This is a genomic window from Streptomyces sp. NPDC001744, assembly GCF_042892575.1.
GTDB lineage: Bacteria > Actinomycetota > Actinomycetes > Streptomycetales > Streptomycetaceae > Streptomyces.
Map to the genome: position 1 here is coordinate 51,952 of NZ_JBIAUG010000004.1, position 22,668 is coordinate 74,619.

The window sequence follows — 22,668 nt, forward strand, 5'->3', positions numbered from 1 at the left end:
GCCGAACCGGTCCCTCCCCCACCCACAGGGAGGGCCACAACCGCCGCTTCCTACCCGGGAGTCACCACCGTGACCGATGTGACCGGCGTTCCTGTCGACCCCGCCGACGTGCTGCAGACCCTGTTCCGTTCGGAGCGGGGCGGCCATGAGCAGGTCGTGCTCTGCCAGGACCGTGCCACCGGCCTGAAGGCCGTCATCGCCCTCCACTCCACCGCCCTGGGCCCCGCCCTCGGCGGCACCCGCTTCCACCCGTACGCCACCGAGGCGGAGGCGGTCGCCGACGCGCTCAACCTGGCACGCGGCATGTCGTACAAGAACGCCCTGGCCGGTCTCGACCACGGGGGCGGCAAGGCCGTCATCATCGGCGACCCGGAGCAGATCAAGACGGAGGAACTCCTCCTCGCCTACGGGCGTTTCGTCGCCTCACTCGGCGGCCGGTACGTCACGGCCTGCGACGTCGGCACCTACGTCGCCGACATGGACGTCGTCGCCCGCGAGAACGAGTGGACCACCGGTCGCTCCCCCGAGAACGGCGGCGCCGGCGACTCCTCCGTCCTCACCGCCTTCGGCGTCTTCCAGGGCATGCGCGCCTCCGCGCAGTTCCTGTGGGGCGACCCCACCCTGCGCGGCCGCCGGATCGGCGTCGCGGGCGTCGGCAAGGTCGGCCACCACCTCGTCGGGCACCTCCTGGAGGACGGCGCCGAGGTGTACGTCACCGACGTGCGCGAGGAGTCGGTGCGCCGGATCACCGACCGGCACCCGGAGGTGAAGGCGGTCGCCGACACCGACGCGCTGATCCGCGTCGAGGGCCTGGACGTCTACGCGCCCTGCGCGCTCGGCGGCGCCCTGAACGACGACACCGTGCCGGTCCTCAGCGCGAAGATCGTCTGCGGCGCGGCCAACAACCAGCTCGCCCACCTCGGCGTCGAGAAGGACCTGGAGGAGCGCGGCATCCTCTACGCGCCCGACTACGTGGTCAACGCCGGCGGCGTGATCCAGGTCGCGGACGAGCTGCACGGCTTCGACTTCGAGCGGTGCAGGGCGAAGGCGGCGAAGATCTTCGACACCACGCTCTCGATCTTCGCGCGTGCGAAGGAGGACGGGATTCCGCCGGCCGCGGCGGCCGACCGGATCGCGGAGCAGCGGATGGCGGAGGCGCGGCGCGGCTGAACCGTGCCCCGGCCGCGTCCGGTCCCGGCCCGCCGCCGGGGGGTCCGGGGGAGACTTCCCTCACCCCCCTCGGCGGGTCGGCCCCCCGGAAGAGGTTAAAATCGCGACTGACCAGCGAGGAAAGGGCTCCTCGAAGGTTCTGTACCGGGGTATGTGATGCGCACGGCGTACCGTAGGCCCGCGGAAACAGGTACCGTTGAAGCCCTACGGGCCGGTCTCTCCGTCGAGAGCCCGTTCCGAACCATGAACGCGTGTCAAGACTCTGGGGCCATCGAGCCCCGTCACCGAGGGGGTCGAGCCATGGGGCGCGGCCGGGCAAAGGCCAAGCAGACCAAGGTCGCCCGCCAGCTGAAGTACAGCAGCGGCGGGACGGACCTGACGCGTCTGGCCAATGAGCTGGGCGCTTCGACTTCGAGCCAGCCGCCGAATGGCGAGCCGTTCGAGGACGACGACGAGGAAGACGACCCGTACGCCCAGTACGCGGATCTCTACAACACGGACGACGAGGACGAGGACGACCGGTCCGGTCCTTCTTCGTCCCCGCGTCGCGCTTGACCTTCTGCATCACCGAAACCCGGCCCGGTACGTCCCGGCCGGGTTTCCGTGCTGTCCGCGTGCGCCCGGAGCGCCGCCGCTCCCGCCGCCCGGAGAGGCGGATCGGGGGCACCCCTGAGGGCACCCCCGATCGATGACGCCTCCCGGTCTCAGCGCGCGTAGTCCCCGACCAGCTCGGCGCCGGTGGCGCGGTCGCCGCGCTCGGTGATCTCGCCCGCGACCCAGGACTCCACGCCCCGGTCCGCCAGCGTCGTCAGCGCGACGCCCACCGAGTCGGCCGGTACGACGGCCATCATGCCGACGCCCATGTTGAGGGTCTTCTCCAGCTCCAGGCGCTCCACCCGCCCGGCCGTGCCGACCAGGTCGAAGATCGCGCCCGGGGTCCAGGTCGACCGGTCGACGGTGGCGTGCAGGCCGTCCGGGATCACCCGGGCCAGGTTGGCGGCGAGGCCGCCGCCCGTGATGTGGCTGAAGGCGTGGACGTCCGTGGTGCGGGTGAGGGCCAGGCAGTCGAGCGAGTAGATCTTCGTCGGTTCGAGCAGTTCCTCGCCGAGCGTCCGGCCCAGCTCCTCGACCCGCTGGTCCAGGGTCATGCCCGCGCGGTCGAAAACCACGTGCCGCACGAGCGAGTACCCGTTGGAGTGAAGACCGGAGGAGGCCATGGCGATGACCGCGTCACCCGTACGGATGCGGTCGGGGCCGAGCAGGCGGTCGTGTTCCACGACGCCCGTGCCCGCGCCGGCCACGTCGAAGTCGTCCGGGCCGAGGAGGCCTGGGTGCTCCGCGGTCTCGCCGCCGACCAGGGCGCAGCCGGCCAGGACGCAGCCCTCGGCGATGCCCTTGACGATGGCGGCGACCCGCTCCGGGTGGACCTTGCCCACGCAGATGTAGTCGGTCATGAAGAGCGGTTCGGCGCCGCAGACGACGATGTCGTCCATGACCATCGCGACCAGGTCGTGGCCGATCGTGTCGTACACGCCCATCTGGCGGGCGACGTCGACCTTGGTGCCGACGCCGTCGGTCGCGGAGGCCAGCAGGGGACGCTCGTAGCGCTTGAGGGCGGAGGCGTCGAAGAGGCCGGCGAACCCGCCGAGGCCGCCCAGGACCTCGGGGCGCCGCGTCTTCTTCACCCACTCCTTCATCAGCTCGACGGCGCGGTCGCCCGCCTCGATGTCCACGCCCGCGGACGCGTAGCTGGCGCCGCCTTCGGCACTGGGGGTCTCAGACATGGGTTGAGAACTTTCGTGTCGTTACTGCGGGTGCGCAGCGGGGTCTTACGGGCGACGGAGCGCGTCGGAGGCCGCGGTGGCCGCCGGTCCGGCCGCCAGCTCGGTCTCCAGGAGCTGCTTGCCGAGCAGCTCGGGGTCCGGCAGCTCCATCGGGTACTCGCCGTCGAAGCAGGCGCGGCAGAGGTTCGGCTTCTGGATCGTGGTCGCCTCGATCATCCCCTCCAGGGAGATGTACGAGAGCGAGTCCGCGCCCAGCGACTTGCCGATCTCGTCGACCGACATGCCGTTGGCGATCAGCTCGGCGCGGGTCGCGAAGTCGATGCCGAAGAAGCAGGGCCACTTGACCGGCGGGGAGGAGATCCGGATGTGGACCTCGGCGGCACCGGCCTCGCGGAGCATCCGGACCAGGGCGCGCTGGGTGTTGCCGCGGACGATCGAGTCGTCCACGACCACGAGCTTCTTCCCCTTGATGACTTCCTTGAGGGGGTTCAGCTTCAGCCGGATGCCCAGCTGGCGGATGGTCTGGGAGGGCTGGATGAAGGTGCGCCCGACGTAGGCGTTCTTCACCAGGCCGGCGCCGAAGGGGATGCCGGACGCCTCGGCGTAGCCGATGGCGGCCGGGGTGCCGGACTCGGGCGTCGCTATCACCAGGTCGGCCTCGACGGGCGCCTCCTTCGCGAGGCGGCGGCCCATCTCCACGCGGGAGAGGTACACGTTCCGGCCGGCGATGTCGGTGTCCGGGCGGGCCAGGTACACGTACTCGAAGACGCAGCCCTTGGGCTTCGCTTCCGCGAATCGTGAGGTGCGGATGCCGTTCTCGTCGATCGCGATCATCTCGCCCGGCTCGACCTCGCGGACGTAGCTGGCGCCGCAGATGTCGAGGGCGGCGGACTCCGAGGCGACCACCCAGCCGCGCTCCAGGCGGCCGAGGACCAGCGGGCGGATGCCCTGCGGGTCGCGGGCCGCGTAGAGCGTGTGCTCGTCCATGAAGACGAGGGAGAAGGCGCCCCGGACGTCGGGGAGGACCTTCGCGGCGGCCTGCTCGATCGTGAGCGGCTCGCCGTCCTCGTCCACCTGGCCCGCGAGGAGCGCGGTGACCAGGTCGGTGTCGTTGGTCGCGGCGACCTGGGTCGCGCGGCCTTCCCTCTTGGGCAGGTCCGCGACCATCTCGGCGAGCTGCGCCGTGTTCACCAGGTTGCCGTTGTGGCCGAGCGCGATCGAGCCCCGGGCGGTCGCCCGGAACGTCGGCTGCGCGTTCTCCCACACGGAGGCACCGGTGGTCGAGTAGCGGGCGTGACCGACCGCGATGTGACCCTGGAGGGAACCGAGAGAGGTCTCGTCGAAGACCTGGGACACGAGGCCCATGTCCTTGAAGACGAGGATCTGGGAGCCGTTGCTGACCGCGATTCCCGCGGATTCCTGGCCCCGATGCTGGAGGGCGTAGAGCCCGAAGTACGTGAGCTTTGCGACCTCTTCACCCGGAGCCCAGACCCCGAAGACGCCGCAAGCGTCCTGGGGGCCCTTCTCGCCGGGAAGCAGATCGTGATTGAGTCGACCGTCACCACGTGGCACGTTTCCGAGTGTAGACGGGCTCGACCACTGGTCCGAATTGGCGAAATCCCGCGGCTCCCTCCTTGTGGGATCGCATGAATTGATCATCTCCGGCTTGGAGGGGCCTACAAGCCAGGCGGGGTAAGGGATCCCGGTCCCCGGGTTCCGGCGGGCGGACGCCCGTACCGGCCCGCGAAGTTCCCCGTGATGTGACGGAGTTCGCAGTCCCGGAGCGTTCCAGGGGGATTCCGGGGGCGTTCCGGGGTTCTCCCGGGGACCTCCTAAGGTCCCCCTGAGGTCCCCCTGAGGTCCTCCTGAGGGCTCGCAACACTGCCGCAACAGCGCCGCCACACCCGGTCCCGGGGGGCGAGACGGCCGTTGACAGGTACGCGGACGCCGGACGAAGCTCCAGCCCATGCAGCCCCCGCGTGACCGGTCGGTCACCCTCGTCCAGCGCCGGCACGTGGACCTCGTCCGTGTCACGAGCGCCGGCTGTCGCCGCGCCTGACCGGCTTCCCGGTCTCCTTCCCCCTTCTCTCCTCCGTCTTTCCCCCTTTCCCCCTTTCCCCCGTCTTTTCCTCCGCCCGCCCGGCGCCGCCACCGGGCCCGGAGACGTACCCGCACGCCCGTCTGGAGACCCCCATGTCCACGCCCCTGTCCCGCCGTGCCCTCGGCGGTGCCGCCGCCGGAGCCGCGGCCGCCGCCGCCCTCGGCGCCACCGCCGCCCCGGCCCGGGCCGCCGCGCCCGAGGAACGCGACTTCCGCGCCGCGCGCCCCCGCCGCCACTCCCCGCGCCCCAACATCCTCTTCATCCTCGGCGACGACCTCGGCTGGGCCGACCTCTCCTCGTACGGCTCCCCGCACATCCGCACCCCGCACCTCGACCGGCTCGCCCGCCAGGGCGTCCGCTTCACGGACGCCTACTCCGGCTCCGCGACCTGCTCCCCGACCCGCTTCAGCCTCTACACCGGCCGCTATCCGGGCCGTACGAAGGGCGGCCTGGCCGAACCCATCGCCGACCGCTCCGTCGGCCTCGAACCCACCCACCCCACGCTCGCCTCGCTGCTCCGCGACTCCGGGTACGCCACCGCCCTCATCGGCAAGTGGCACTGCGGTTACCTCCCCGACCACTCCCCCACCCGCTCCGGCTGGGACGAGTTCTTCGGGAACTTCGGCGGGGCCCTGGAGTACTACTCGAAGCTCGGCCTCGGCGGTGAGTACGACCTCTACGAGGGCGACGCCGAGTACAAGGACCTGCGCTACTACACCCGGATCCTCACCGAACGGGCGAGCGAGTACGTCGGCCGCGACCACGACCGGCCCTGGCTCCTCAACCTGAACTTCACCACCCCGCACTGGCCGTGGGTCGCCGACGGCGACAAGGAGACGAGCGACGGGATCGTCCGCCGCATCAAGGCTGGCGACGGCCGTGCCCTGTGGCACCAGGACGGCGGCTCGGTCGAGAAGTACGGACAGATGGTCGAGGACCTCGACCGGTCCGTCGGCAAGGTCCTGGAGGCGCTGCGCCGTTCCGGCCGGGAGCGCGACACCCTCGTCTTCTTCGCCAGCGACAACGGCGGCGAACGCTTCTCGTACAACTGGCCGCTCACCGGCAACAAGGGCTCCCTCCAGGAGGGCGGCATCCGCGTCCCGTCGATCCTGCGCTGGCCGGCCCGGATCGACGGCGGCCAGGTCAGCCGCCTCCCCGTCTTCACCCCCGACTGGACCGCCACCCTCCTCGAACTGGCCGGCGCCCGGCCCGACCCGGCCCACCCGCTCGACGGCACGAGCCTCGCCCGGTACCTGCTGCACGGCGACGAGGTCCCCGAACGGGACCTGTTCTGGCGGGTGCGGGGGGAGCGGGCCCTGCGCCGGGGCGACTGGAAGTACTACCGGGGGAAGACCGGCCGCGACCAGCTCTTCCACCTCGCCGGGGACGCCCGCGAGCAGGCGGACCGGGCGGCCGCCGAGCCCGGGCTCACCGCCTCGCTGCGGAAGGCGTGGGAGCGGATCGACGCGGGGCTCCTGCCCTACTGACCTGCCCTGGCCCGGCGGCCCGCCTACCGACCGTCGGTCGAGGCCGCGGCCTCGACCGCGACCGCGGTGAAGCCCTCGCCCGAGGCGTCGGTGAGGGTCAGGGCGCGGTGGTCGATCCGGTACGAGAGCGGGCCGTCGAGGAGTTCGTACAGCTTCGTCTCCAGCGTCATCTGCGGACTCGCGCACATCATGCGCGTGGTGGCGGCCGGGCCCTCGATCGTGAGGGTCGTGGCGTCGTTCCTGGCGGACGCGGAGAAGTTGTTGCAGCCCAGGTTGCCGGTGACCCGGCCGTCCTCGCCCACGACGAACCGCGCCTTGCCCGCGCTGCCGGCGGGCAGCGAGGTCGCGGTCTTCCCGGAGACGAGCCCGTCGATCTTCCAGGTGGTGCCGCGCAGGGGGGCGGGGCGCTCGGCGGTGAGCGCGAGGGCGTTCCGTCCGTCGGGCGAGGTCAGGGTGAGCGTGTCGTTCCCCATCACGCCCTTGAGCCGCCCCGAGAAGACCTTGACCAGTTCCTCCTCGAACCGCATCCGGTCGGCGGAACAGGCCATCTCGGTCATCGGGCCCGGGGAGGCGGTGAGGGTGTCGCCCCGCACCGTGACGGTCGCGTTGAAGGTGTTGCAGCCGCCGCTGCCCGTGACGCGGCCGTCCTTCCCGAACGTGACGCGGGCGCCGTCCGGAGCGCCGGACGCGCTTCCGCCGACGGTGACCCTGTCGACGGTCCAGTGCGTGCCGGTGAGCGGGAGGTCCGGGGAGACGGTGCCCGCCCCGGGCCCGGAGCCGCGACCTCCCTCCGTACCGCAGGCGGTGAGCAGGAGGGCCGGGAGGAGCGGGACCAGGACGACGAGTGCGCGTGGCTTCGACATGGGGATGGGACGGGGGAGCGGACGAGACGGTTCCCCTCCCTTCCCCGAGTGCCACCCGTACGGGTCACCCCGGCAGGGGCGGGGACCCTCCCGTACGGGTGGCCCTCTCAGGGTCGGCCGGCTCTCCCGTACGGGTCACCCCATCAGGGGCAGCAGGCCCGCCAGGTCGGCGCGTTCGCCGCTCGCGCTCACCCGGGCCGCGTCCCGCTCCGCCGCCCACCCCGTGCGCCCGGTGGCCAGCCTGATCCAGGTCAGGGGGTCCGTCTCGACCACGTTCGGCGGGGTGCCCCGGGTGTGCCGGGGGCCCTCCACGCACTGGACGACCGCGTACGGGGGAACCCGGACCTCGACCGCGCCGCCCGGCACCCGCGCCGCGAGCACGTCCGCGAGGAGGCGGGTGCAGGCGGCCAGGGCCTGCCGGTCGTACGGGATGGCGGCGCCCGTCGCGTCGTTCAGGTCGTCGGTGTGGACGACGAGTTCGACGGCCCGGGTGACGAGGAAGTCCCCGAGGGTCATGGCGCCGAGGCTCAGCGGCAGGAGCCGCTCGCCGCCCGCGCCCGCCACCGCCGCCTCGTAGTCGTCCCGCACGCGCGCGTAGAGGGCGGGCAGGTCCGCGGCGTCGAGTCCGCGCGTGTGCGCGTCGATCCGCCCGGCGGCCTCCGCGGTTCTGGACGGCCAGTCGAGCAGAGCCAGTTCCCGCGCGGCCGGCGCGGGGTCGGCGAGCAGCCGGGGCACGGAGTCGACCATCCACGCGACGTGCGCCGCCAGGTCCCGCACGGTCCACTCCCCGAGCCGGGTCGGCCCGTCGAGCTGCGCGGTCGTGAACGCCTCGACGGCGTCCCGTACGTGCCCGAACTGGGCGAGGACGGCCGCCCGGGTCTTCACGGGGTCGTGGCTGCGGGTGCGCTTCTTGGCCGGTGGCATGGAGCGAGGGTACGGGAAGGCCCCCGCCCGGAACCGAAGGTCCGGACGGGGGCCCCGCGTACCGCTGCCGCCGCGACGGGTCAGGCCAGCAGGCCCGGGATCGTCGCCTCGTGGGCCGTGCGCAGCTCCTCCAGGGAGAGGACGAACTCGCCCTGCACGTCCACCGCGTCGCCGTCCACGACACCGATCCGGGTCGCCGGCAGGCCCCGCGCGCCGCACATGTCGGTGAAGCGGAGCTCCTCGCTGCGCGGGACGGCGACGACCGCGCGGCCCGCCGACTCGCTGAAGAGGAAGGTGAAGGCGTCCAGGCCCTCGGGGACGACCAGGCGGGCGCCCCTGCCGCCGCGCAGGCAGGACTCGACGACGGCCTGCACGAGGCCGCCGTCGGAGAGGTCGTGCGCCGCGTCGATCATGCCGTCGCGGGAGGCCGAGATCAGGATCTCGCCGAGCAGCTTCTCCCGGTCGAGGTCCACGGCCGGCGGCAGGCCGCCGAGGTGCTGGTGGATCACCTCGGACCACGCCGAGCCGCCGAACTCCTCCTTGGTGTCGCCGAGCAGGTAGAGGAGCTGGCCCTCTTCCGCGAAGGCGATCGGGGTGCGGCGGTTGACGTCGTCGATCACGCCGAGGACGGCCACGACGGGCGTCGGGTGGATCGCCACGTCACCGGTCTGGTTGTACAGCGACACGTTGCCGCCGGTCACCGGGGTGCCGAGCTGGAGGCAGCCGTCCGCGAGACCGCGGGTGGCCTCGGCGAACTGCCACATCACGGCCGGGTCCTCGGGCGAACCGAAGTTCAGGCAGTCCGAGATGGCGAGCGGCTTGGCGCCCGTGGCGGCGACGTTGCGGTACGCCTCCGCGAGCGCGAGCTGCGCACCCGTGTACGGGTCGAGCTTGGCGTACCGGCCGTTGCCGTCGGTCGCCATGGCCACGCCCAGGTTCGACTCCGCGTCGATCCGGACCATGCCCGCGTCCTCGGGCTGCGCCAGGACCGTGTTGCCCTGCACGAACCGGTCGTACTGGTCCGTGATCCACGCCTTGGACGCCTGGTTCGGGGAGGAGACGAGCCTGAGGACCTGGTCCTTCAGCTCCTCGCCGTTCCGCGGCCGGGGCAGCTTGCCGGCGTCGTCGGCCTGGAGCGCGTCCTGCCAGTCCGGGCGCGCGAACGGCCGGTGGTAGGTCGGTCCCTCGTGGGCGACGGAGCGCGGCGGCACGTCCACGATCTGCTCGCCGTGCCAGAAGATCTCCAGGCGCTCGCCCTCGGTCACCTCACCGATGACGGTGGCGATGACGTCCCACTTCTCGCAGATCTCCAGGAAGCGCTCGACGTGCTCGGGCTCGACGATCGCGCACATGCGCTCCTGCGACTCGCTCATGAGGATCTCCTCGGGCGAGAGCGTCGCGTCGCGCAGGTGCACCTTGTCGAGGTCGATCCGCATGCCGCCGGAACCGGCGGAGGCCAGCTCGGACGTGGCGCAGGAGAGCCCGGCACCGCCGAGGTCCTGGATGCCCGCGACCAGCTTCTCCTGGAAGATCTCCAGGGTGCACTCGATGAGGAGCTTCTCCTGGAAGGGGTCGCCGACCTGGACGGCGGGGCGCTTGGTGGGCTTCGTGTCGTCGAAGGTCTCGGACGCGAGGACCGAGACGCCGCCGATGCCGTCGCCGCCCGTGCGGGCGCCGTACAGGATGACCTTGTTGCCGGGGCCCGACGCCTTGGCGAGGTGGATGTCCTCGTGCTTCATCACGCCGATGCAGCCGGCGTTGACCAGCGGGTTGCCCTGGTAGCAGGAGTCGAAGACGACCTCGCCTCCGATGTTGGGCAGGCCGAGGCAGTTGCCGTAGCCGCCGATGCCGGCGACGACACCGGGCAGCACGCGCTTGGTGTCGGGGTGGTCGGCCGCGCCGAAGCGCAGCGGGTCCACGACCGCGACCGGGCGGGCGCCCATGGCGAGGATGTCGCGGACGATGCCGCCGACGCCGGTGGCCGCGCCCTGGTAGGGCTCGATGTACGAGGGGTGGTTGTGCGACTCGACCTTGAAGGTGACCGCGTACCCCTGGCCGACGTCCACGACGCCGGCGTTCTCGCCGATGCCGACGAGCATGGCGTCGTTGGCGGGGACCTTCTCGCCGAACTGCTTCAGGTGGACCTTGCTGCTCTTGTACGAGCAGTGCTCCGACCACATGACGGAGTACATGGCGAGCTCGGCGCCGGTGGGACGGCGGCCGAGGATCTCGCGGATGCGCGCGTACTCGTCCTCCTTGAGGCCGAGCTCCTTCCAGGGCTGCTCGCTGTCCGGCGTCCCGCTCGCGTGCTTGACGGTGTCGAGGCTCATTACGCGTTGACCAGCTTCTTGAGGATCGAGGTGAAGAAACCGAGACCGTCCGTCTTGCCGGTGCCGATCAGCGGCTCGACGGCGTGCTCCGGGTGCGGCATGAGGCCGACCACGTTGCCCGCGGCGTTGGTGACGCCCGCGATGTCGCGCAGCGAGCCGTTGGGGTTCACGTCGAGGTAGCGGAAGGCCACCCGCCCCTCGGCCTCCAGCTCGTCGAGCACGCGCTCGTCGGCGACGTAGCGGCCGTCCATGTTCTTGAGCGGGACCTCGATCTCCTGGCCCCGGACGTAGTCCGAGGTCCAGGCGGTCTCCGCGTTCTCCACCCGCAGCTTCTGGTCGCGGCAGATGAAGTGGAGGTGGTTGTTGCGCAGCATCGCGCCCGGCAGCAGGTGGGCCTCGGTGAGGATCTGGAAGCCGTTGCAGATGCCGAGGACGGGCATGCCCGCCTTCGCCTGCTCGATGATCGTCCCCATCACCGGCGAGAAGCGGGAGATGGCGCCCGCGCGCAGGTAGTCGCCGTAGGAGAAACCGCCGGCCAGGACCACGGCGTCGACCTGCTTGAGGTCCTTGTCGCGGTGCCAGAGCGGGACGGGCTCGGCCCCCGCGAGGCGGGCGGCGCGCAGCGCGTCCTGGTCGTCGAGCGTTCCGGGGAACGTGACGACGCCGATGCGTGCGGTCACGACTCCACCTTCACGACGAAGTCTTCGATCACGGTGTTGGCAAGGAAGGTTTCGGCCATCTCGTGGATGCGGGCGAGGGCGGCGTCGTCGACCGGCCCCTCCACCTCCAGCTCGAAGCGCTTCCCCTGACGGACGTCGGCGATTCCGGCGAATCCCAGGCGGGGCAGTGCACGCTGCACCGCCTGCCCCTGGGGGTCGAGGATCTCCGGCTTGAGCATGACGTCGACTACGACGCGTGCCACTGGCACTCCCGGTGGTGTGTTGCGTGGGCGGTTCCCTCAGCGTACCTGCCTCCAAATTCTACGCGGGTAGAGATCTGAAGGTTCCTACAAATGACCGGGCCGCAACACCTCTTCGCCCCCTCGTCGCCAGAGGTCCCCCAGCAAAATTCACGTTAAATATTGCGGACCTCATTGCGCCGGGACACGCTGAAACAATTGGCGGGGCTTCCCCCTGCGACACCTGCACCTGTACAAAGGTTTCCAGAGGAAAGCAGCATTGTCCCGGCACAGCCGAACGGTCGGCATCGCCGCACGTCAGGAGCGCCAAAAGCGCCCCCCGACCCCGGCAGCCGCAGGAAAGGACCGATATCCGTGGCTCAGCGTGTGGTGGTCACCCTGTCCGATGACATCGAGGGTGGAGAAGCGGCTGAAACGGTCGTGTTCGGGATCGACGGGAAGATGTACGAGATCGACCTGAATGCTGCCAATGCAGAGAAACTCCGCGAGACCCTCGCGCCCTACCTGGCGGCCGGGCGCAAGCTCCCCGCCCGGACCGGCGCCGGCGACCGGAACCAGCCGTCCGCCCCGTACACGCACACCGCCCTCGCCCCCGCCCCCGCGGCGGTCCGCGCCTGGGCGCAGTCCCACAAGCTGGAGGTGCCCGCGCGGGGCCGCATCCCCAAGCGGGTCTACGAGGCGTTCCGCGAGGCGAGCTGACGGAGCGGCGGGCGGGGACGGCGGGGCGCGAAGGCCCGGGAACGCCCCGGGACGCCCGAGGCCGGTTCCCGGGGGTGGACCCGGGCACGGGACGCGGGTGCGCGGCGCCCGCCTTGGGCCGCGGCCGGCCCGGGGCGGGCGCCGATTTGCATTGCCCCCCCGATGATCCGCTAGAGTCTGGATCACGCCGAGGGGCGAGGCCGGAAGGCCCCACTCCGAGGAGCGTGCGGGTGTAGTTCAGTAGTAGAACATCCCCCTTCCAGGGGGAAGGCGCAGTGTGCGATCCCTGTCACCCGCTCTGCATCGCGTTACCGGCCACTCTTGTGGATCAGGTAGAGTGGTGCTCGCACCGCCCAGTGAAAGCTGAGCGGCAGCAATGCGGACGTGGCTCAGTTGGTAGAGCATCACCTTGCCAAGGTGAGGGTCGCGAGTTCGAATCTCGTCGTCCGCTCAGGGAGCGAAGGCCCCGGTTCTCAGGAACCGGGGCCTTCGTCGTGTCCCCTCCGTCCCGGCGTCGCCGCGCTCGCTCTGCGGGTGCCCGGCACGGGTGGTGTGACGGCGGCCACGCCCGTACGGGCGGACCGCCCGACCCGCCCGTACCGCCCGCGCCGGAAACCGTTACGCGGAAACGGAGTTGGCGGCCGAGGCCGTCGTCGTGGGGGACTCCCCGCCGCCGCGAAGCCCGGCGCCGGGAACCGGCGGACGGCGGCGCGTCCCACGCGGGCGAAAGGTTGGGTATAGTGGTCCCCGCGCTACGGCGCATGCGGACGTGGCTCAGTTGGTAGAGCATCACCTTGCCAAGGTGAGGGTCGCGAGTTCGAATCTCGTCGTCCGCTCCACGAAGAAGCCCCCGGTCGATCCGACCGGGGGCTTTCTCGTGCCCGCACGGGCCTCTCTCCTCGCCGGCGCGGACACCGCGCCCCGGGCGGACCGGAGGGCTCCGGGCGGCCGGACGCCCCGCCCCGGCACGGACGTCGTCCGCACGTCCCGGGGCGGAACGGGCCTCAGTTCCAGGTGTTGCCGGTGAGGCGCTCGTACGCCTCGATGTACTTGGCCCGGGTCGCGTCCACGACCTCCCGCGGGAGCGCCGGCGGGGGCTGCTCGCTCCGGCGGTCCCAGCCGGAGGCCGGGGAGGTCAGCCAGTCCCGTACGAACTGCTTGTCGTACGAGGGCTGGGGGCGGCCCGGCTGCCACTGGTCGGCCGGCCAGAAGCGCGAGGAGTCCGGGGTGAGGACCTCGTCCGCGATGACGAGCCGGTCGCCGTCCGGAGTGCTCTCGAAGCCGAACTCGAACTTGGTGTCGGCCAGGACGATCCCGCGCTCACGGGCGATGTCCCGGGCCCGGGAGTACACGTCGAGGGTCGTCCGGCGCAGCAGCGCGGCCGTCTCGGCGCCGACCTGGCGGGCGACCTCCTCGTACGACACGTTCTCGTCGTGGTCGCCCACGGCCGCCTTGGTGGCCGGGGTGAAGATCGGGCCGGGCAGCTCGGAGCCGTCGGTCAGCCCCTCGGGGAGCGCGAGGCCGCAGACCGTGCGGGACTCCTCGTACTCGGCCAGGCCCGAACCGGTGAGGTAGCCGCGGGCGACGCACTCGACCGGGACCATGTTCAGCGACCTGCAGACCAGGGTGCGGCCCGCCCAGTCGGCGGGGGCGCCGGCGGGCAGGTCGGTGGAGAGGACGTGGTGCGGGACCAGGTCGGCGAGCCGGTCGAACCACCACAGGGAGAGCCGGGTGAGGACCCGGCCCTTGTCGGGGATCTCGGTGGGCAGCACCCAGTCGTACGCGGACATGCGGTCGCTCGCCACCATCACGAGGTCACCGGCCTCGTTCCGGTACAGGTCGCGCACCTTGCCCGTGTGGAGATGGGTGAGGCCCGGGACCTGGACGGGCTCGGGCTTTTCTACGAATCCGGACACGGTTCCTCCGCGTAGGTTGATCCAGGAGCCCCCCGATTCTCTCGTACGGGCGCGGCCCACCGGCGGGCGGGCTCTCCGGCGCGGTCAGTCCCGCTTGCAGATCCGGTCGAGGAGGTTCGCGGTGGCGCGCTGGACACGGGCGTCGACGTGCCCCGGCCGGTCGAGCGCCGGCGACCAGGCGAACGTTCCGGAGGCGAAGACCCAGGCCCCGGACGGGGCCCGGTAGAGGGACGTCTCCTGGTGGCGCAGGCCCCCTTCGCCGTCCTGGTAGGGCGAGTGCGCGAGCAGGATGCGGCTCTCGTGCTCGGGGAGCGCCGTGCGCGGGAAGTAGCGGTCCGCCTCGCCCGCGACCAGGCCCGGGATCTCGTCGCCGTCCCCGGCGCCGGTGGCCTCCCAGAGCCAGTGCCCGGCGTTCCGCACGACCAGCGGGTGCGGCTCCGGCACCCGGCCCGCGTACTGGATGCCGAGGAGCTGCTGCTCGGGCCGGCCCGCCTCGCGCCAGAGGGCGGGCCGGCCCGGCCCGCGCCGCTTGCGGCAGGTGAGGAGCCGGTCCGGCACGCCGGAGGGCGAGGGGCCCAGCTCCACCTGCCAGTACATGGTGTTGGCGGAGAGGAAGACGAGCGAGGTGCCCAGGTCGCGGGCGCGCTCGGCGGCCCGGCGCATCGGCACCGACCAGTACTCGTCGTGGCCGGGGAAGACCAGGCCCCGGTAGCGGCCCGGGTCGATCCGGCCCGCGTGCAGGTCGCGCGTCTCGGCGTACGCCAGGTCGTAGCCGTAGCGCTCGGCCCAGCGGATGAAGTCGTAGGCGTGCCCGACGTGCAGCGGGAGGCCCGCGCCCGCGTAGGGGCGGTCGAAGGAGACGGTGACGGCCGCCTCCTCCTCGCCCAGCAGCCGGCCGTCCTCGTCCCAGGCGTGGTAGAGGCTGGCTCCGGTGCGGCCGTCCTCCGGGTAGAGGTTGTACGCCTGCCAGGTCACGTCCGGGAGGACGAGGAGCAGATCGGCCGGGTGGTCGTCGCGGACCGTGAAGGGGACGTGGGAGCGGTGCCCGTCGGCGGTGGTGAGGACGGCGACGTACGCGCCGGTCGACCAGTAGCTGGGGACCTGGAGCCGCCAGGACTGCCACCAGTGGTGACAGGAGACCGTGCGGTCGGCGGTGAGCGGGGGCGGCTGGACGATCCCGGAGATGCGCGGACTGGTGGTGATCTTCGAGGCGCCGACGCCGCTGTAGTGGCCGATCCGGTAGACGTCGACCGAGAACTGCTGCGGCGGGTCCACGGTGATGTGGAAGTCGATCGACTCGCCCGGCGCGACGGCCCCGCGGGCCGCGAAGCCCTTGACCTGGCGCCGGACGTCGTCCGCCGTGCGGGGGCCGCCACCGCCGCCCCGGGCCAGGACCTCGTCCGCGTACCAGGGCACGATCTGACCGGTGTCGTCGAAGTAGTTCTCCGAACCGCGCAGCCAGGGCAGCGGGCCCTGGCCGAACGGGTCGGACACGGCGTGCGCCAGCGCGCCCGACTCCCACCGTCTGATCTGATCCGCCCCCATGATGCGCCCCTCCTCGACTCCCCGGTCCGCCGGTCCGTGGCCTGTGGTGTGTCTCCCGGCCCGTGCCACCCGGTCGTGCCGCCCGGTCCGTACCGCTGGGTCGTCCTGCTCGATCGTCCTGCTCGGTTGTGCCGTCTGGTTCGTGCCGCTCGTCGCACGCTGCCCGGTGCGCGCCGGCCGGCGCGTGCCGATCGGTGGGTGCCCGCCGGCGTACGCCGTGTGGTGAGTGACGCCTGGTGGGCGCTTCCGGTTCGCGCTTCTGTCAGCGATGGCCTCCAGCACATCACATAACGCGCGCACTCCGTCACCGTTCGTCGTGAATTGACGAGAACGGAAGTCAAAGTTTCGGTTTTGCTTCTGGCCTATGCCCCGGGCCCGCGCCCCGGCCCCGCGGCCCGTCACGTGTCAGACGAGACGCACGGGCTTCTCGGGGCGTACGCCGGTGCGCGCGATCCAGTCCCGCAGCGGTTCGGGGTTCCCGTCCTCCACGAGGGCGAGAACGCGAGGACCGAGGTCCGCCGCCCGCTCGCCGCCGACGAGGAGGGCGGGACCGTCGAGCCAGTCGAGCCCGGGAACGGCCTCCGCGGTGTCCACGGCCGCGCAGCAGACCATCGCGGTGACGTGGTCGGCGAGCAGGTCGCGGCCGCTCCGGGGCGGCTGGAGCGGGAAGAGCGGGAGCGGCCCGTCGGGGCCGGTGACGCCCGCGTACGGGGCGGTGTCCGGGGCCGCGTACGGGGCGGGGCCCGGTGCCGGGCCGGCCTTCGCCCCGCTCCGGGCGCGCTCGGCGGCGGCGACCCTCGCCTCCCGGGCGGCCTCCTCGCGCGCGAGCAGGGCGCTGAGGACTCCGGCGAGCGCGTCGGCGGCGGGGTTGACGGAAGCGTCGTCGTCGGGGTCGTCGGGGTCGTCCGGATCGCCCGGAGCTGCTGGATCATCCGGAGCCGTCGGGTCGCCGCCGGGGTTCCCGTCGTCGGGGTTCCCCTCGTCGGGGGCGGCGGGGCCGGGGCCGGTCGTGGGGCCGGTCTCCGTCCTCGCGGCTCCCGGCTCCTCCCGTACGGCCCCGGGGGCCGGCTCCGCCGTCAGGTGGTCGATCACCCGGGACAGGGTCGGGGCCTCGGCGGGCGGGAGGACGGGGGCGGATCCTGCCGTACCGAGTCCGTCGAGGGCCCGGTGGAGGCGCGCCGCGTCCGTGCGCCACTTCCGGTCGACGACCTCCTCCGGGTACTGGCCCCACTCCACGGGTGACCAGTCGGGGCCGGGCTCGGCGGGACCGCCGTGGAAGAGGCGGGCGGCCAGCAGCGAGGTGGCCTCGTCGACCGCGCCGGGCTCCTCCAGGAGGTCGCAGGCCGGACGGTCGCCCAGCCGGGAGGAGAAGCCGTCCGCGAGCCGGTCGCGGCGGGACAGCTCGGTCAGCGCGGAGACCACGCCCGCGTCGAGCCCGGTGGGCCAGCGGCCCATGCGCCAGGCGGGCAGCGCGACCCGGGTCAGGAGGCGGTCCCAGCCCGCGTAGGCCAGGCCGACCTGCTCCTGCGCCACGATCCGTACGCCGTGGTCGACCTCCTGGGCGCGCTCCGAGCCCGCGACCGCCACCCCGCGCTCCATCTCGGCGGCGTGCCCGCGGCAGGCGCGCAGCAGGACACGGGCGACCTGTCCGACACCGCGGGCGCCGAGCCGGCGGACCGGGTCGAGGCCCGGGTCCCGGGGCACGGCGACGGCGGCGTCGAGGCCCCGGACGAAGCGGCGGGCGGCGGCTATGTCCGGGTGGGCGGCCGGGCCCGTACCGGCGACGACGGGGGCGAGGACCGCCCGCAGCTCGCCGACGCGCATCCACCAGAGGAAGGGCGAGCCTATGACCAGGACGGGAGCACCGGCGCCGCCCGCCCCCGGGGCCCGGCGGGTCCGGGCGGTCAGGTGGGTGCGGTGGGTGCGGTGGGTGCGGTCCTCCAGCCAGCTGTCGCAGTCCGGGGTCAGGGCTATCGCGGCGGGCGGCGGGACGCCGAGCCGGTCGGCCAGGTCGCGGACGAGCCGGTACAGACCGGGAGCGGCCGTCTCGGCCAGGTCCACGGTCGGTGTGGCGGCCGGGCGGGCACGGGCGACGACGAGGGCGACGGTCGTGGCGGCGAGCAGGACGACGACCGCGAGGACGGTCACGACCCGGCGGGCCGTGTCCCAGCCCGTACCGGTGAAGTGGCCGGTGACACCGCCCGCGTGCAGGACGACGGCCACCGCGGCGGGGAGCACCGCGAGGCCCAGTGCCCTGCCGCGGACGCGGAGGACGGCGAGGGCCCGGGAGCGCGCGGCGCGCGCACCCCACTCCTCGCCGGCGACGGAACCGGTACCGGTCACGTCGTCCATCACCCCCTCCTGCCCTCGACGGGACTGCCCGTGGCGGTGTCGGTCACTCCCCCACTGTGGCACCCGTCACTGACATCGCAATGCCGGTGGGCCAAGTGCCGGAACGCCTTCGCCGCACCCTAGTTGGGGTGGTGGCGGGCGTCATCCGGATGGCTCAGCCGTCACTCGATGGAATGGCTTTGGTCAAAGGTGATGGCGTTCGCGCGGCCGTACGGTCCATCGCACGGCCGAACGAACGGACCGGGCTCCGCGGGCGGGGTCCGGTCCGGGGGCTCAGGCTCCGGCGGCCTCGCGCGCGATGTCCGTACGGTGCTGGGAGCCGTCGAGCCGGATGCGGCCGACCGCCGCGTAGGCGCGCTCGCGGGCCTGCGCGAGGTCCCTCCCGGTGGCGGTGACCGAGAGGACGCGGCCGCCCGCGCTCACCACGGCGTCGCCGTCCCGCTTCGTACCGGCGTGCAGCACGTACGCGTGCGGGGCGTCCAGTTCCACGACCTCCTCCAGACCCACGATCCGGTCGCCGGTGCGCGGGGTGTCCGGATAGTTGTGGGAGGCGACGACCACGGTGACGGCGGCGTCGTCCCGCCAGCGGAGCGGCGCCTGGTCGGCGAGGGTGCCGTTGGCGGCGTTCAGCAGGACGCCGGCGAGCGGGGTGGCGAGCCGGGCCAGGACGACCTGGGTCTCGGGGTCGCCGAAGCGCGCGTTGAACTCGATGACCCGGACGCCGCGGCCCGTGATCGCCAGACCCGCGTACAGCAGGCCGGAGAACGGGGTGCCGCGGCGGCGCAGCTCGTCCACGGTCGGCTGGAGCACGGTCTCCAGGACCTCGTCGACCAGCTTCGGATCGGCCCAGGGCAGCGGGGAGTACGCGCCCATGCCACCGGTGTTCGGGCCCTCGTCGCCGTCGAGCGCGCGCTTGAAGTCCTGCGCGGGCTGGAGCGGCAGGACGGTGGTGCCGTCGGTGATCGCGAAGAGGGAGACCTCGGGGCCGTCCAGGTACTCCTCGATGACCACGCGGTCGCAGGCGCGCGCGTGGGCCCGCGCCCGCTCGACGTCGTCGGTGACGACGACGCCCTTGCCCGCGGCGAGGCCGTCGTCCTTCACCACGTACGGAGCGCCGAAGGCGTCGAGCGCCTTGTCGATCTCCTCGGGGGTGACGCAGACGTAGCTGCGGGCGGTCGGCACGCCGGCGGCGGCCATGACGTCCTTGGCGAACGCCTTGGAACCCTCCAGCTCCGCCGCCTCCCGCGAGGGGCCGAAGACGGGGATGCCGACCGCGCGCACGGCGTCCGCGACGCCCGCGACGAGCGGGGCCTCCGGGCCGACGACGACCAGACCGGCACCGAGTTCGGTGGCGAGGCGCGCGACCGCGTCGCCGTCCAGCTGGTCGACGGCGTGCAGCTCGGCGACCTCCGCGATTCCGGCGTTGCCGGGCGCGCAGTGCAGAGCGGTGACGTCGGGATCGAGGGAGAGAGAGCGGCACAGGGCGTGTTCGCGGGCGCCGCCGCCGATGACGAGGACCTTCACGCCTGTCAGGGTAGCCCGCGGAGCGGGATGCCCTTCGTACGGGCCACCGAGCGAGACGGCGCTACTCGTTCGTGTATTCCTCCACAACCGTGGCTCCGAGTTCGCGCACGATCAGGTCGTGCCCGGAGAGGGCCGAGTCGACGAGGTCCGGGTCGTCCTCCTCCGGTACGTCGTCCTCGGGCGCCACGGGCTGCGGCGCGGAGGGCGGGGGCGGGGCGTACGCGGGCTCCGCCCGTGCGGGAGCGGGCCGCGCCGGGGCGGGCGCGGACTGCGGCTGCGCGGGCTCGGGGGACTGCGGGAAGGAGGGCGCGGGGGCGGCGGACGGACCGGACGCCGGCCGGCCGCCGCCTCCGCCGCTCCCTCCGAAGCCGCCGCCCCCACCGCTTCCTCCGAAGCCTCCGCCTCCGCCTCCGCCTCCGAAGCCGCTCCCGCCACCGCTTCCGCCTCCGCCGAAGTGGGCGGCGGCGGGCGGGGGCGAGGCGCCGCCCGAGGGATCGATGATCGCCTCGATCTTCCAATGGACGTTGAACTGCTCGGCGAGGGCCTGCTTGAGGACGTCCTCGCTGCCGCTGCCGGCGAAGTTGTCGCGCGCGCCGGCGTTGAGGAAGCCGAGCTGGAGGGTGGTGCCGTCGAACCCGGCGACCTGCGCGTTCTGGCTGAGCAGGATCCAGGTGAAGCGACGCCTGTTCTTGACGGCGTCGAGGATCTGCGGCCACAGGTTCCGCACCTGGGCGATGTCACCGCCGACGGCGGCGGCGGGCGCGGGGGCCTGCGGGGCGGGCTGTGCCTGCACAGCGGGAGCGGGAGCGGAGGCCGCACCGGGCCAGGCGCCGGGGCCACCGCCGGGGGCTCCGCCGCCGGGCACGGCCGCGCCCGGCCAGGCGCCGGGCCGGGGCGCGGCGGGCGCCGCCGACTGGGGCTGCGGTGGCGCCGGGGGCTGCGACTGCTGCGGCTGTACGGGGACGGGCGGGGCCTGCGCGGGAGCGGGCTGGGCCCGTGGGGCGGGCGGCGGCGGGGCCATCGGGGTGTGGGCGTCGGGCCCGGGGACGTACCCCAGGGCCGGCTCGGGGGGGCCGGGCGTGAAGACGGGCGCGGGCGCCGCGGCGGCACCGCGTTCGAGCCGGTCGAGGCGGGCCTGGACCGAGCGCTCGTCGTCGAAGGCGGCGGGCAGCAGGACGCGCGCGCAGATCAGCTCCAGCTGGAGCCGGGGCGAGGTGGCGCCCCGCATCTCGGTGAGCCCGGTGTTCACGAGGTCGGCGGCCCGGCTGAGTTCGGCGGCGCCGAAGACGGACGCCTGGGCCTGCATGCGCTCGATCACGTCGACCGGGGCGTCGATGAGCCCCTTCTCGGCGGCGTCCGGCACGGCGGCCAGGATCACGAGGTCGCGCAGCCGCTCCAGGAGATCGGCGACGAACCGGCGCGGGTCGTTGCCGCCCTCGATGACCCGGTCGACGACCTCGAAGGCGGCGGCGCCGTCCCCGGCGGCGAAGGCGTCGACCACGGAGTCGAGCAGCGAACCGTCGGTGTAGCCGAGGAGCGAGGTGGCCATGGCGTAGGTCACGCCGTCCTCGGCGGCGCCGGCCAGGAGCTGGTCCATGACGGACATCGAGTCACGGACGGACCCGGCGCCGGCCCGCACGACGAGGGGCAGCACGCCGTCGGCGACGGGGATGCCCTCGTGCCCGCAGACCTCGCCGAGGTAGTCCCGCAGCGTGCCCGGCGGCACCAGGCGGAACGGGTAGTGGTGGGTCCGCGACCGGATGGTCCCGATGACCTTCTCGGGCTCGGTCGTGGCGAAGATGAACTTCAGGTGCTCCGGCGGCTCCTCGACCACCTTCAGGAGGGCGTTGAAGCCCGCCGAGGTGACCATGTGGGCCTCGTCGATGATGTAGATCTTGTACCGGCTGGAGGCGGGCCCGAAGAACGCCTTCTCCCGCAGGTCACGGGCGTCGTCCACACCACCGTGCGAGGCGGCGTCGATCTCGATGACGTCGATCGACCCCGGCCCGTTCCGCGCGAGGTCCCGGCAGGACTGGCACTCCCCGCAGGGCGTCGGCGTCGGCCCCTGCTCGCAGTTCAGGCACCGCGCCAGGATCCGCGCACTGGTCGTCTTGCCGCACCCGCGGGGCCCGCTGAACAGGTACGCGTGATTGACCCGGTTGTTCCGCAGGGCCTGCTGCAACGGGTCGGTGACATGCTCCTGCCCGATGACCTCGGCGAAGGACTCGGGACGATAGCGGCGGTAGAGCGCGAGAGACGACACGTGTACGAGGTTATAGGCGTCCACCGACAACCCGGGAAAAACGACCGGGGCGGGGGTGGAGGAGGGGACCACGGGGCGGAGCCGCTGGGGGACGGTTCCGGAAAGGCCCGAAGACGCCTGGGACGCCCGAGGGGCTCCGCGCGGTGCACGGCGCACTGCGTACGACAGCGCCGACGCTGACACCGACCGTAACCACGACTTCGGTCCCGGCCCCGGCCCGGCCGGGAAACGCAAGCGCCCCCCACGCACCCGCCAGAGCCGACCTACCCTTGCTGCCTTCCGGCCCTGGGGGAGTTCAGTCAGATAGCGCCGCGTGAGGGGCTCCGCCCAGACTACCCGATCCCCGCCGCCCCCGGACCCACCCCTCCCTTCCGGAACCCGCCGCCCACCCCTCCCCGGATCGAGTTCGCGAGCACCCCCCTCGGTCATGTAATGTTCCCGTCGGAGGATTCGCCTAGAGGCCTAGGGCGCACGCTTGGAAAGCGTGTTGGGGGCAACCCCTCACGAGTTCGAATCTCGTATCCTCCGCCAGTGCCTCACCGGGCACGAAGTCGAAGGGCCCCACCGTTCGCGGTGGGGCCCTTCGACGTTGTCCGCGTTGTCCGCCCCGTTTCCCCCCGGGCAGGCACCGGAGAGCTTCGCAAGCCGGACCGACTCCCCCTCGACGGGCCCGCCACCTCCGCGCACGCGCCCCCTTCCGAGCGGCACCACCGACTTTTCCGTCCGATGACCCCGCCGCCCTTGAACCCCCGCTTTCCATGACGACAACAGGGGTTCACGCGTGAAGAGCC

At 72.9% G+C, this 22,668-nt stretch carries 17 protein-coding genes, 4 tRNA genes and 1 other RNA gene; 9 read left to right on the plus strand and 13 right to left on the minus strand.

What is annotated here, in order from left to right; translation table 11 throughout:
- Positions 1-69: 69 nt before the first annotated feature.
- Positions 70-1,170: a Leu/Phe/Val dehydrogenase gene (locus tag ACFYZY_RS06400; protein WP_388690057.1), complete on the plus strand. Its 1,101-nt coding sequence runs from the start codon at positions 70-72 to the stop codon at positions 1,168-1,170.
- Positions 1,171-1,470: 300 nt separating this feature from the next.
- A complete protein-coding gene (locus tag ACFYZY_RS06405; protein WP_388690059.1) occupies positions 1,471-1,725 on the plus strand; it encodes a DUF3073 domain-containing protein in 255 nt (84 codons plus the stop codon).
- A 149-nt stretch (positions 1,726-1,874) separates the two neighbouring features.
- Here the strand turns inward: ACFYZY_RS06405 and purM are convergent, their stop codons facing one another.
- Together purM and purF are read right to left on the minus strand one after the other, a co-directional pair.
- Entirely contained in the window at positions 1,875-2,954 is a 1,080-nt protein-coding gene (gene purM / locus ACFYZY_RS06410; protein ID WP_388690061.1) for a phosphoribosylformylglycinamidine cyclo-ligase, read from the minus strand.
- Between the two features lie 45 nt (positions 2,955-2,999).
- Positions 3,000-4,526, minus strand: a complete 1,527-nt coding sequence (gene purF, locus ACFYZY_RS06415) for an amidophosphoribosyltransferase (RefSeq protein WP_388690062.1) — start codon at positions 4,524-4,526, stop codon at positions 3,000-3,002.
- Between the two features lie 394 nt (positions 4,527-4,920).
- Between purF and ACFYZY_RS06420 the strand changes: the two genes are divergently transcribed.
- Together ACFYZY_RS06420 and ACFYZY_RS06425 are read left to right on the plus strand one after the other, a co-directional pair.
- A complete protein-coding gene (locus ACFYZY_RS06420) occupies positions 4,921-5,013 on the plus strand; it encodes a putative leader peptide (protein ID WP_350811053.1) in 93 nt (30 codons plus the stop codon).
- A gap of 134 nt (positions 5,014-5,147) precedes the next feature.
- Entirely contained in the window at positions 5,148-6,542 is a 1,395-nt protein-coding gene (locus ACFYZY_RS06425; RefSeq protein ID WP_388690064.1) for a sulfatase-like hydrolase/transferase, read from the plus strand.
- A gap of 23 nt (positions 6,543-6,565) precedes the next feature.
- On the opposite strand, the gene ACFYZY_RS06430 is transcribed toward ACFYZY_RS06425, so the two are convergent.
- The 5 genes from ACFYZY_RS06430 to purS all read right to left on the minus strand — a co-directional run bounded on the left by ACFYZY_RS06430 (position 6,566) and on the right by purS (position 11,581).
- Complete coding sequence (locus ACFYZY_RS06430; RefSeq protein ID WP_388690065.1) at positions 6,566-7,405, minus strand: META domain-containing protein; 840 nt, start codon at positions 7,403-7,405, stop codon at positions 6,566-6,568.
- Between the two features lie 135 nt (positions 7,406-7,540).
- Positions 7,541-8,329 (minus strand): sterol carrier family protein, encoded by a 789-nt coding sequence (locus ACFYZY_RS06435; RefSeq protein ID WP_388690067.1) that lies wholly within the window; start codon positions 8,327-8,329, stop codon positions 7,541-7,543.
- A gap of 80 nt (positions 8,330-8,409) precedes the next feature.
- Positions 8,410-10,659 (minus strand): phosphoribosylformylglycinamidine synthase subunit PurL, encoded by a 2,250-nt coding sequence (purL, locus tag ACFYZY_RS06440; protein WP_388690069.1) that lies wholly within the window; start codon positions 10,657-10,659, stop codon positions 8,410-8,412.
- On the minus strand, positions 10,659-11,339 hold the full coding sequence (gene purQ, locus ACFYZY_RS06445; RefSeq protein ID WP_388690071.1) for a phosphoribosylformylglycinamidine synthase subunit PurQ: 681 nt from the start codon (positions 11,337-11,339) through the stop codon (positions 10,659-10,661). Before purQ ends, purL begins: the two co-directional genes overlap by 1 nt.
- Complete coding sequence (gene purS, locus ACFYZY_RS06450; RefSeq protein WP_015035032.1) at positions 11,336-11,581, minus strand: phosphoribosylformylglycinamidine synthase subunit PurS; 246 nt, start codon at positions 11,579-11,581, stop codon at positions 11,336-11,338. Before purS ends, purQ begins: the two co-directional genes overlap by 4 nt.
- 351 nt (positions 11,582-11,932) lie before the next feature.
- Here purS and ACFYZY_RS06455 point away from each other — a divergent pair, with 351 nt between their 5' ends.
- The 4 genes from ACFYZY_RS06455 to ACFYZY_RS06470 all read left to right on the plus strand — a co-directional run bounded on the left by ACFYZY_RS06455 (position 11,933) and on the right by ACFYZY_RS06470 (position 13,116).
- Positions 11,933-12,277: an Lsr2 family protein gene (locus tag ACFYZY_RS06455; protein WP_388690072.1), complete on the plus strand. Its 345-nt coding sequence runs from the start codon at positions 11,933-11,935 to the stop codon at positions 12,275-12,277.
- A gap of 226 nt (positions 12,278-12,503) precedes the next feature.
- Positions 12,504-12,575 (plus strand) — tRNA-Gly (locus ACFYZY_RS06460).
- Between the two features lie 80 nt (positions 12,576-12,655).
- Positions 12,656-12,728, plus strand: a tRNA-Gly gene (locus ACFYZY_RS06465).
- 312 nt (positions 12,729-13,040) lie between these two features.
- Positions 13,041-13,116 (plus strand) — tRNA-Gly (locus ACFYZY_RS06470).
- A 165-nt stretch (positions 13,117-13,281) separates the two neighbouring features.
- On the opposite strand, the gene ACFYZY_RS06475 is transcribed toward ACFYZY_RS06470, so the two are convergent.
- From ACFYZY_RS06475 to ffs, 6 genes are all read right to left on the minus strand, one after another.
- Entirely contained in the window at positions 13,282-14,193 is a 912-nt protein-coding gene (locus tag ACFYZY_RS06475; RefSeq protein ID WP_388690074.1) for a phosphoribosylaminoimidazolesuccinocarboxamide synthase, read from the minus strand.
- A gap of 84 nt (positions 14,194-14,277) precedes the next feature.
- Entirely contained in the window at positions 14,278-15,738 is a 1,461-nt protein-coding gene (locus ACFYZY_RS06480; RefSeq protein ID WP_388690076.1) for a N,N-dimethylformamidase beta subunit family domain-containing protein, read from the minus strand.
- A gap of 405 nt (positions 15,739-16,143) precedes the next feature.
- On the minus strand, positions 16,144-18,090 hold the full coding sequence (locus tag ACFYZY_RS06485; protein ID WP_388690078.1) for a hypothetical protein: 1,947 nt from the start codon (positions 18,088-18,090) through the stop codon (positions 16,144-16,146).
- Between the two features lie 273 nt (positions 18,091-18,363).
- Positions 18,364-19,614, minus strand: a complete 1,251-nt coding sequence (gene purD, locus ACFYZY_RS06490) for a phosphoribosylamine--glycine ligase (RefSeq protein WP_388690080.1) — start codon at positions 19,612-19,614, stop codon at positions 18,364-18,366.
- Positions 19,615-19,675: 61 nt separating this feature from the next.
- On the minus strand, positions 19,676-21,877 hold the full coding sequence (locus ACFYZY_RS06495; protein ID WP_388690081.1) for a DNA polymerase III subunit gamma and tau: 2,202 nt from the start codon (positions 21,875-21,877) through the stop codon (positions 19,676-19,678).
- A 227-nt stretch (positions 21,878-22,104) separates the two neighbouring features.
- Positions 22,105-22,203: signal recognition particle sRNA small type (gene ffs / locus ACFYZY_RS06500), an RNA gene on the minus strand.
- 117 nt (positions 22,204-22,320) lie between these two features.
- On the opposite strand from ffs, the gene ACFYZY_RS06505 reads away from it, so the two are divergent.
- Positions 22,321-22,408, plus strand: a tRNA-Ser gene (locus ACFYZY_RS06505).
- The last annotated feature ends 260 nt before the right edge of the window (positions 22,409-22,668 follow it).

What these genes read in the sequence shown, in the direction of transcription:
- ACFYZY_RS06405 (WP_388690059.1), top strand. Translation starts at nt 1,471, where the DNA reads ATGGGGCGCGGCCGGGCAAAGGCCAAGCAGACCAAGGTCGCCCGCCAG.
- purM (WP_388690061.1), bottom strand. Translation starts at nt 2,954, where the DNA reads ATGTCTGAGACCCCCAGTGCCGAAGGCGGCGCCAGCTACGCGTCCGCG.
- ACFYZY_RS06420 (WP_350811053.1), top strand. Translation starts at nt 4,921, where the DNA reads ATGCAGCCCCCGCGTGACCGGTCGGTCACCCTCGTCCAGCGCCGGCAC.
- ACFYZY_RS06425 (WP_388690064.1), top strand. Translation starts at nt 5,148, where the DNA reads ATGTCCACGCCCCTGTCCCGCCGTGCCCTCGGCGGTGCCGCCGCCGGA.
- ACFYZY_RS06430 (WP_388690065.1), bottom strand. Translation starts at nt 7,405, where the DNA reads ATGTCGAAGCCACGCGCACTCGTCGTCCTGGTCCCGCTCCTCCCGGCC.
- ACFYZY_RS06435 (WP_388690067.1), bottom strand. Translation starts at nt 8,329, where the DNA reads ATGCCACCGGCCAAGAAGCGCACCCGCAGCCACGACCCCGTGAAGACC.
- purL (WP_388690069.1), bottom strand. Translation starts at nt 10,659, where the DNA reads ATGAGCCTCGACACCGTCAAGCACGCGAGCGGGACGCCGGACAGCGAG.
- ACFYZY_RS06480 (WP_388690076.1), bottom strand. Translation starts at nt 15,738, where the DNA reads ATGGGGGCGGATCAGATCAGACGGTGGGAGTCGGGCGCGCTGGCGCAC.
- ACFYZY_RS06485 (WP_388690078.1), bottom strand. Translation starts at nt 18,090, where the DNA reads ATGGACGACGTGACCGGTACCGGTTCCGTCGCCGGCGAGGAGTGGGGT.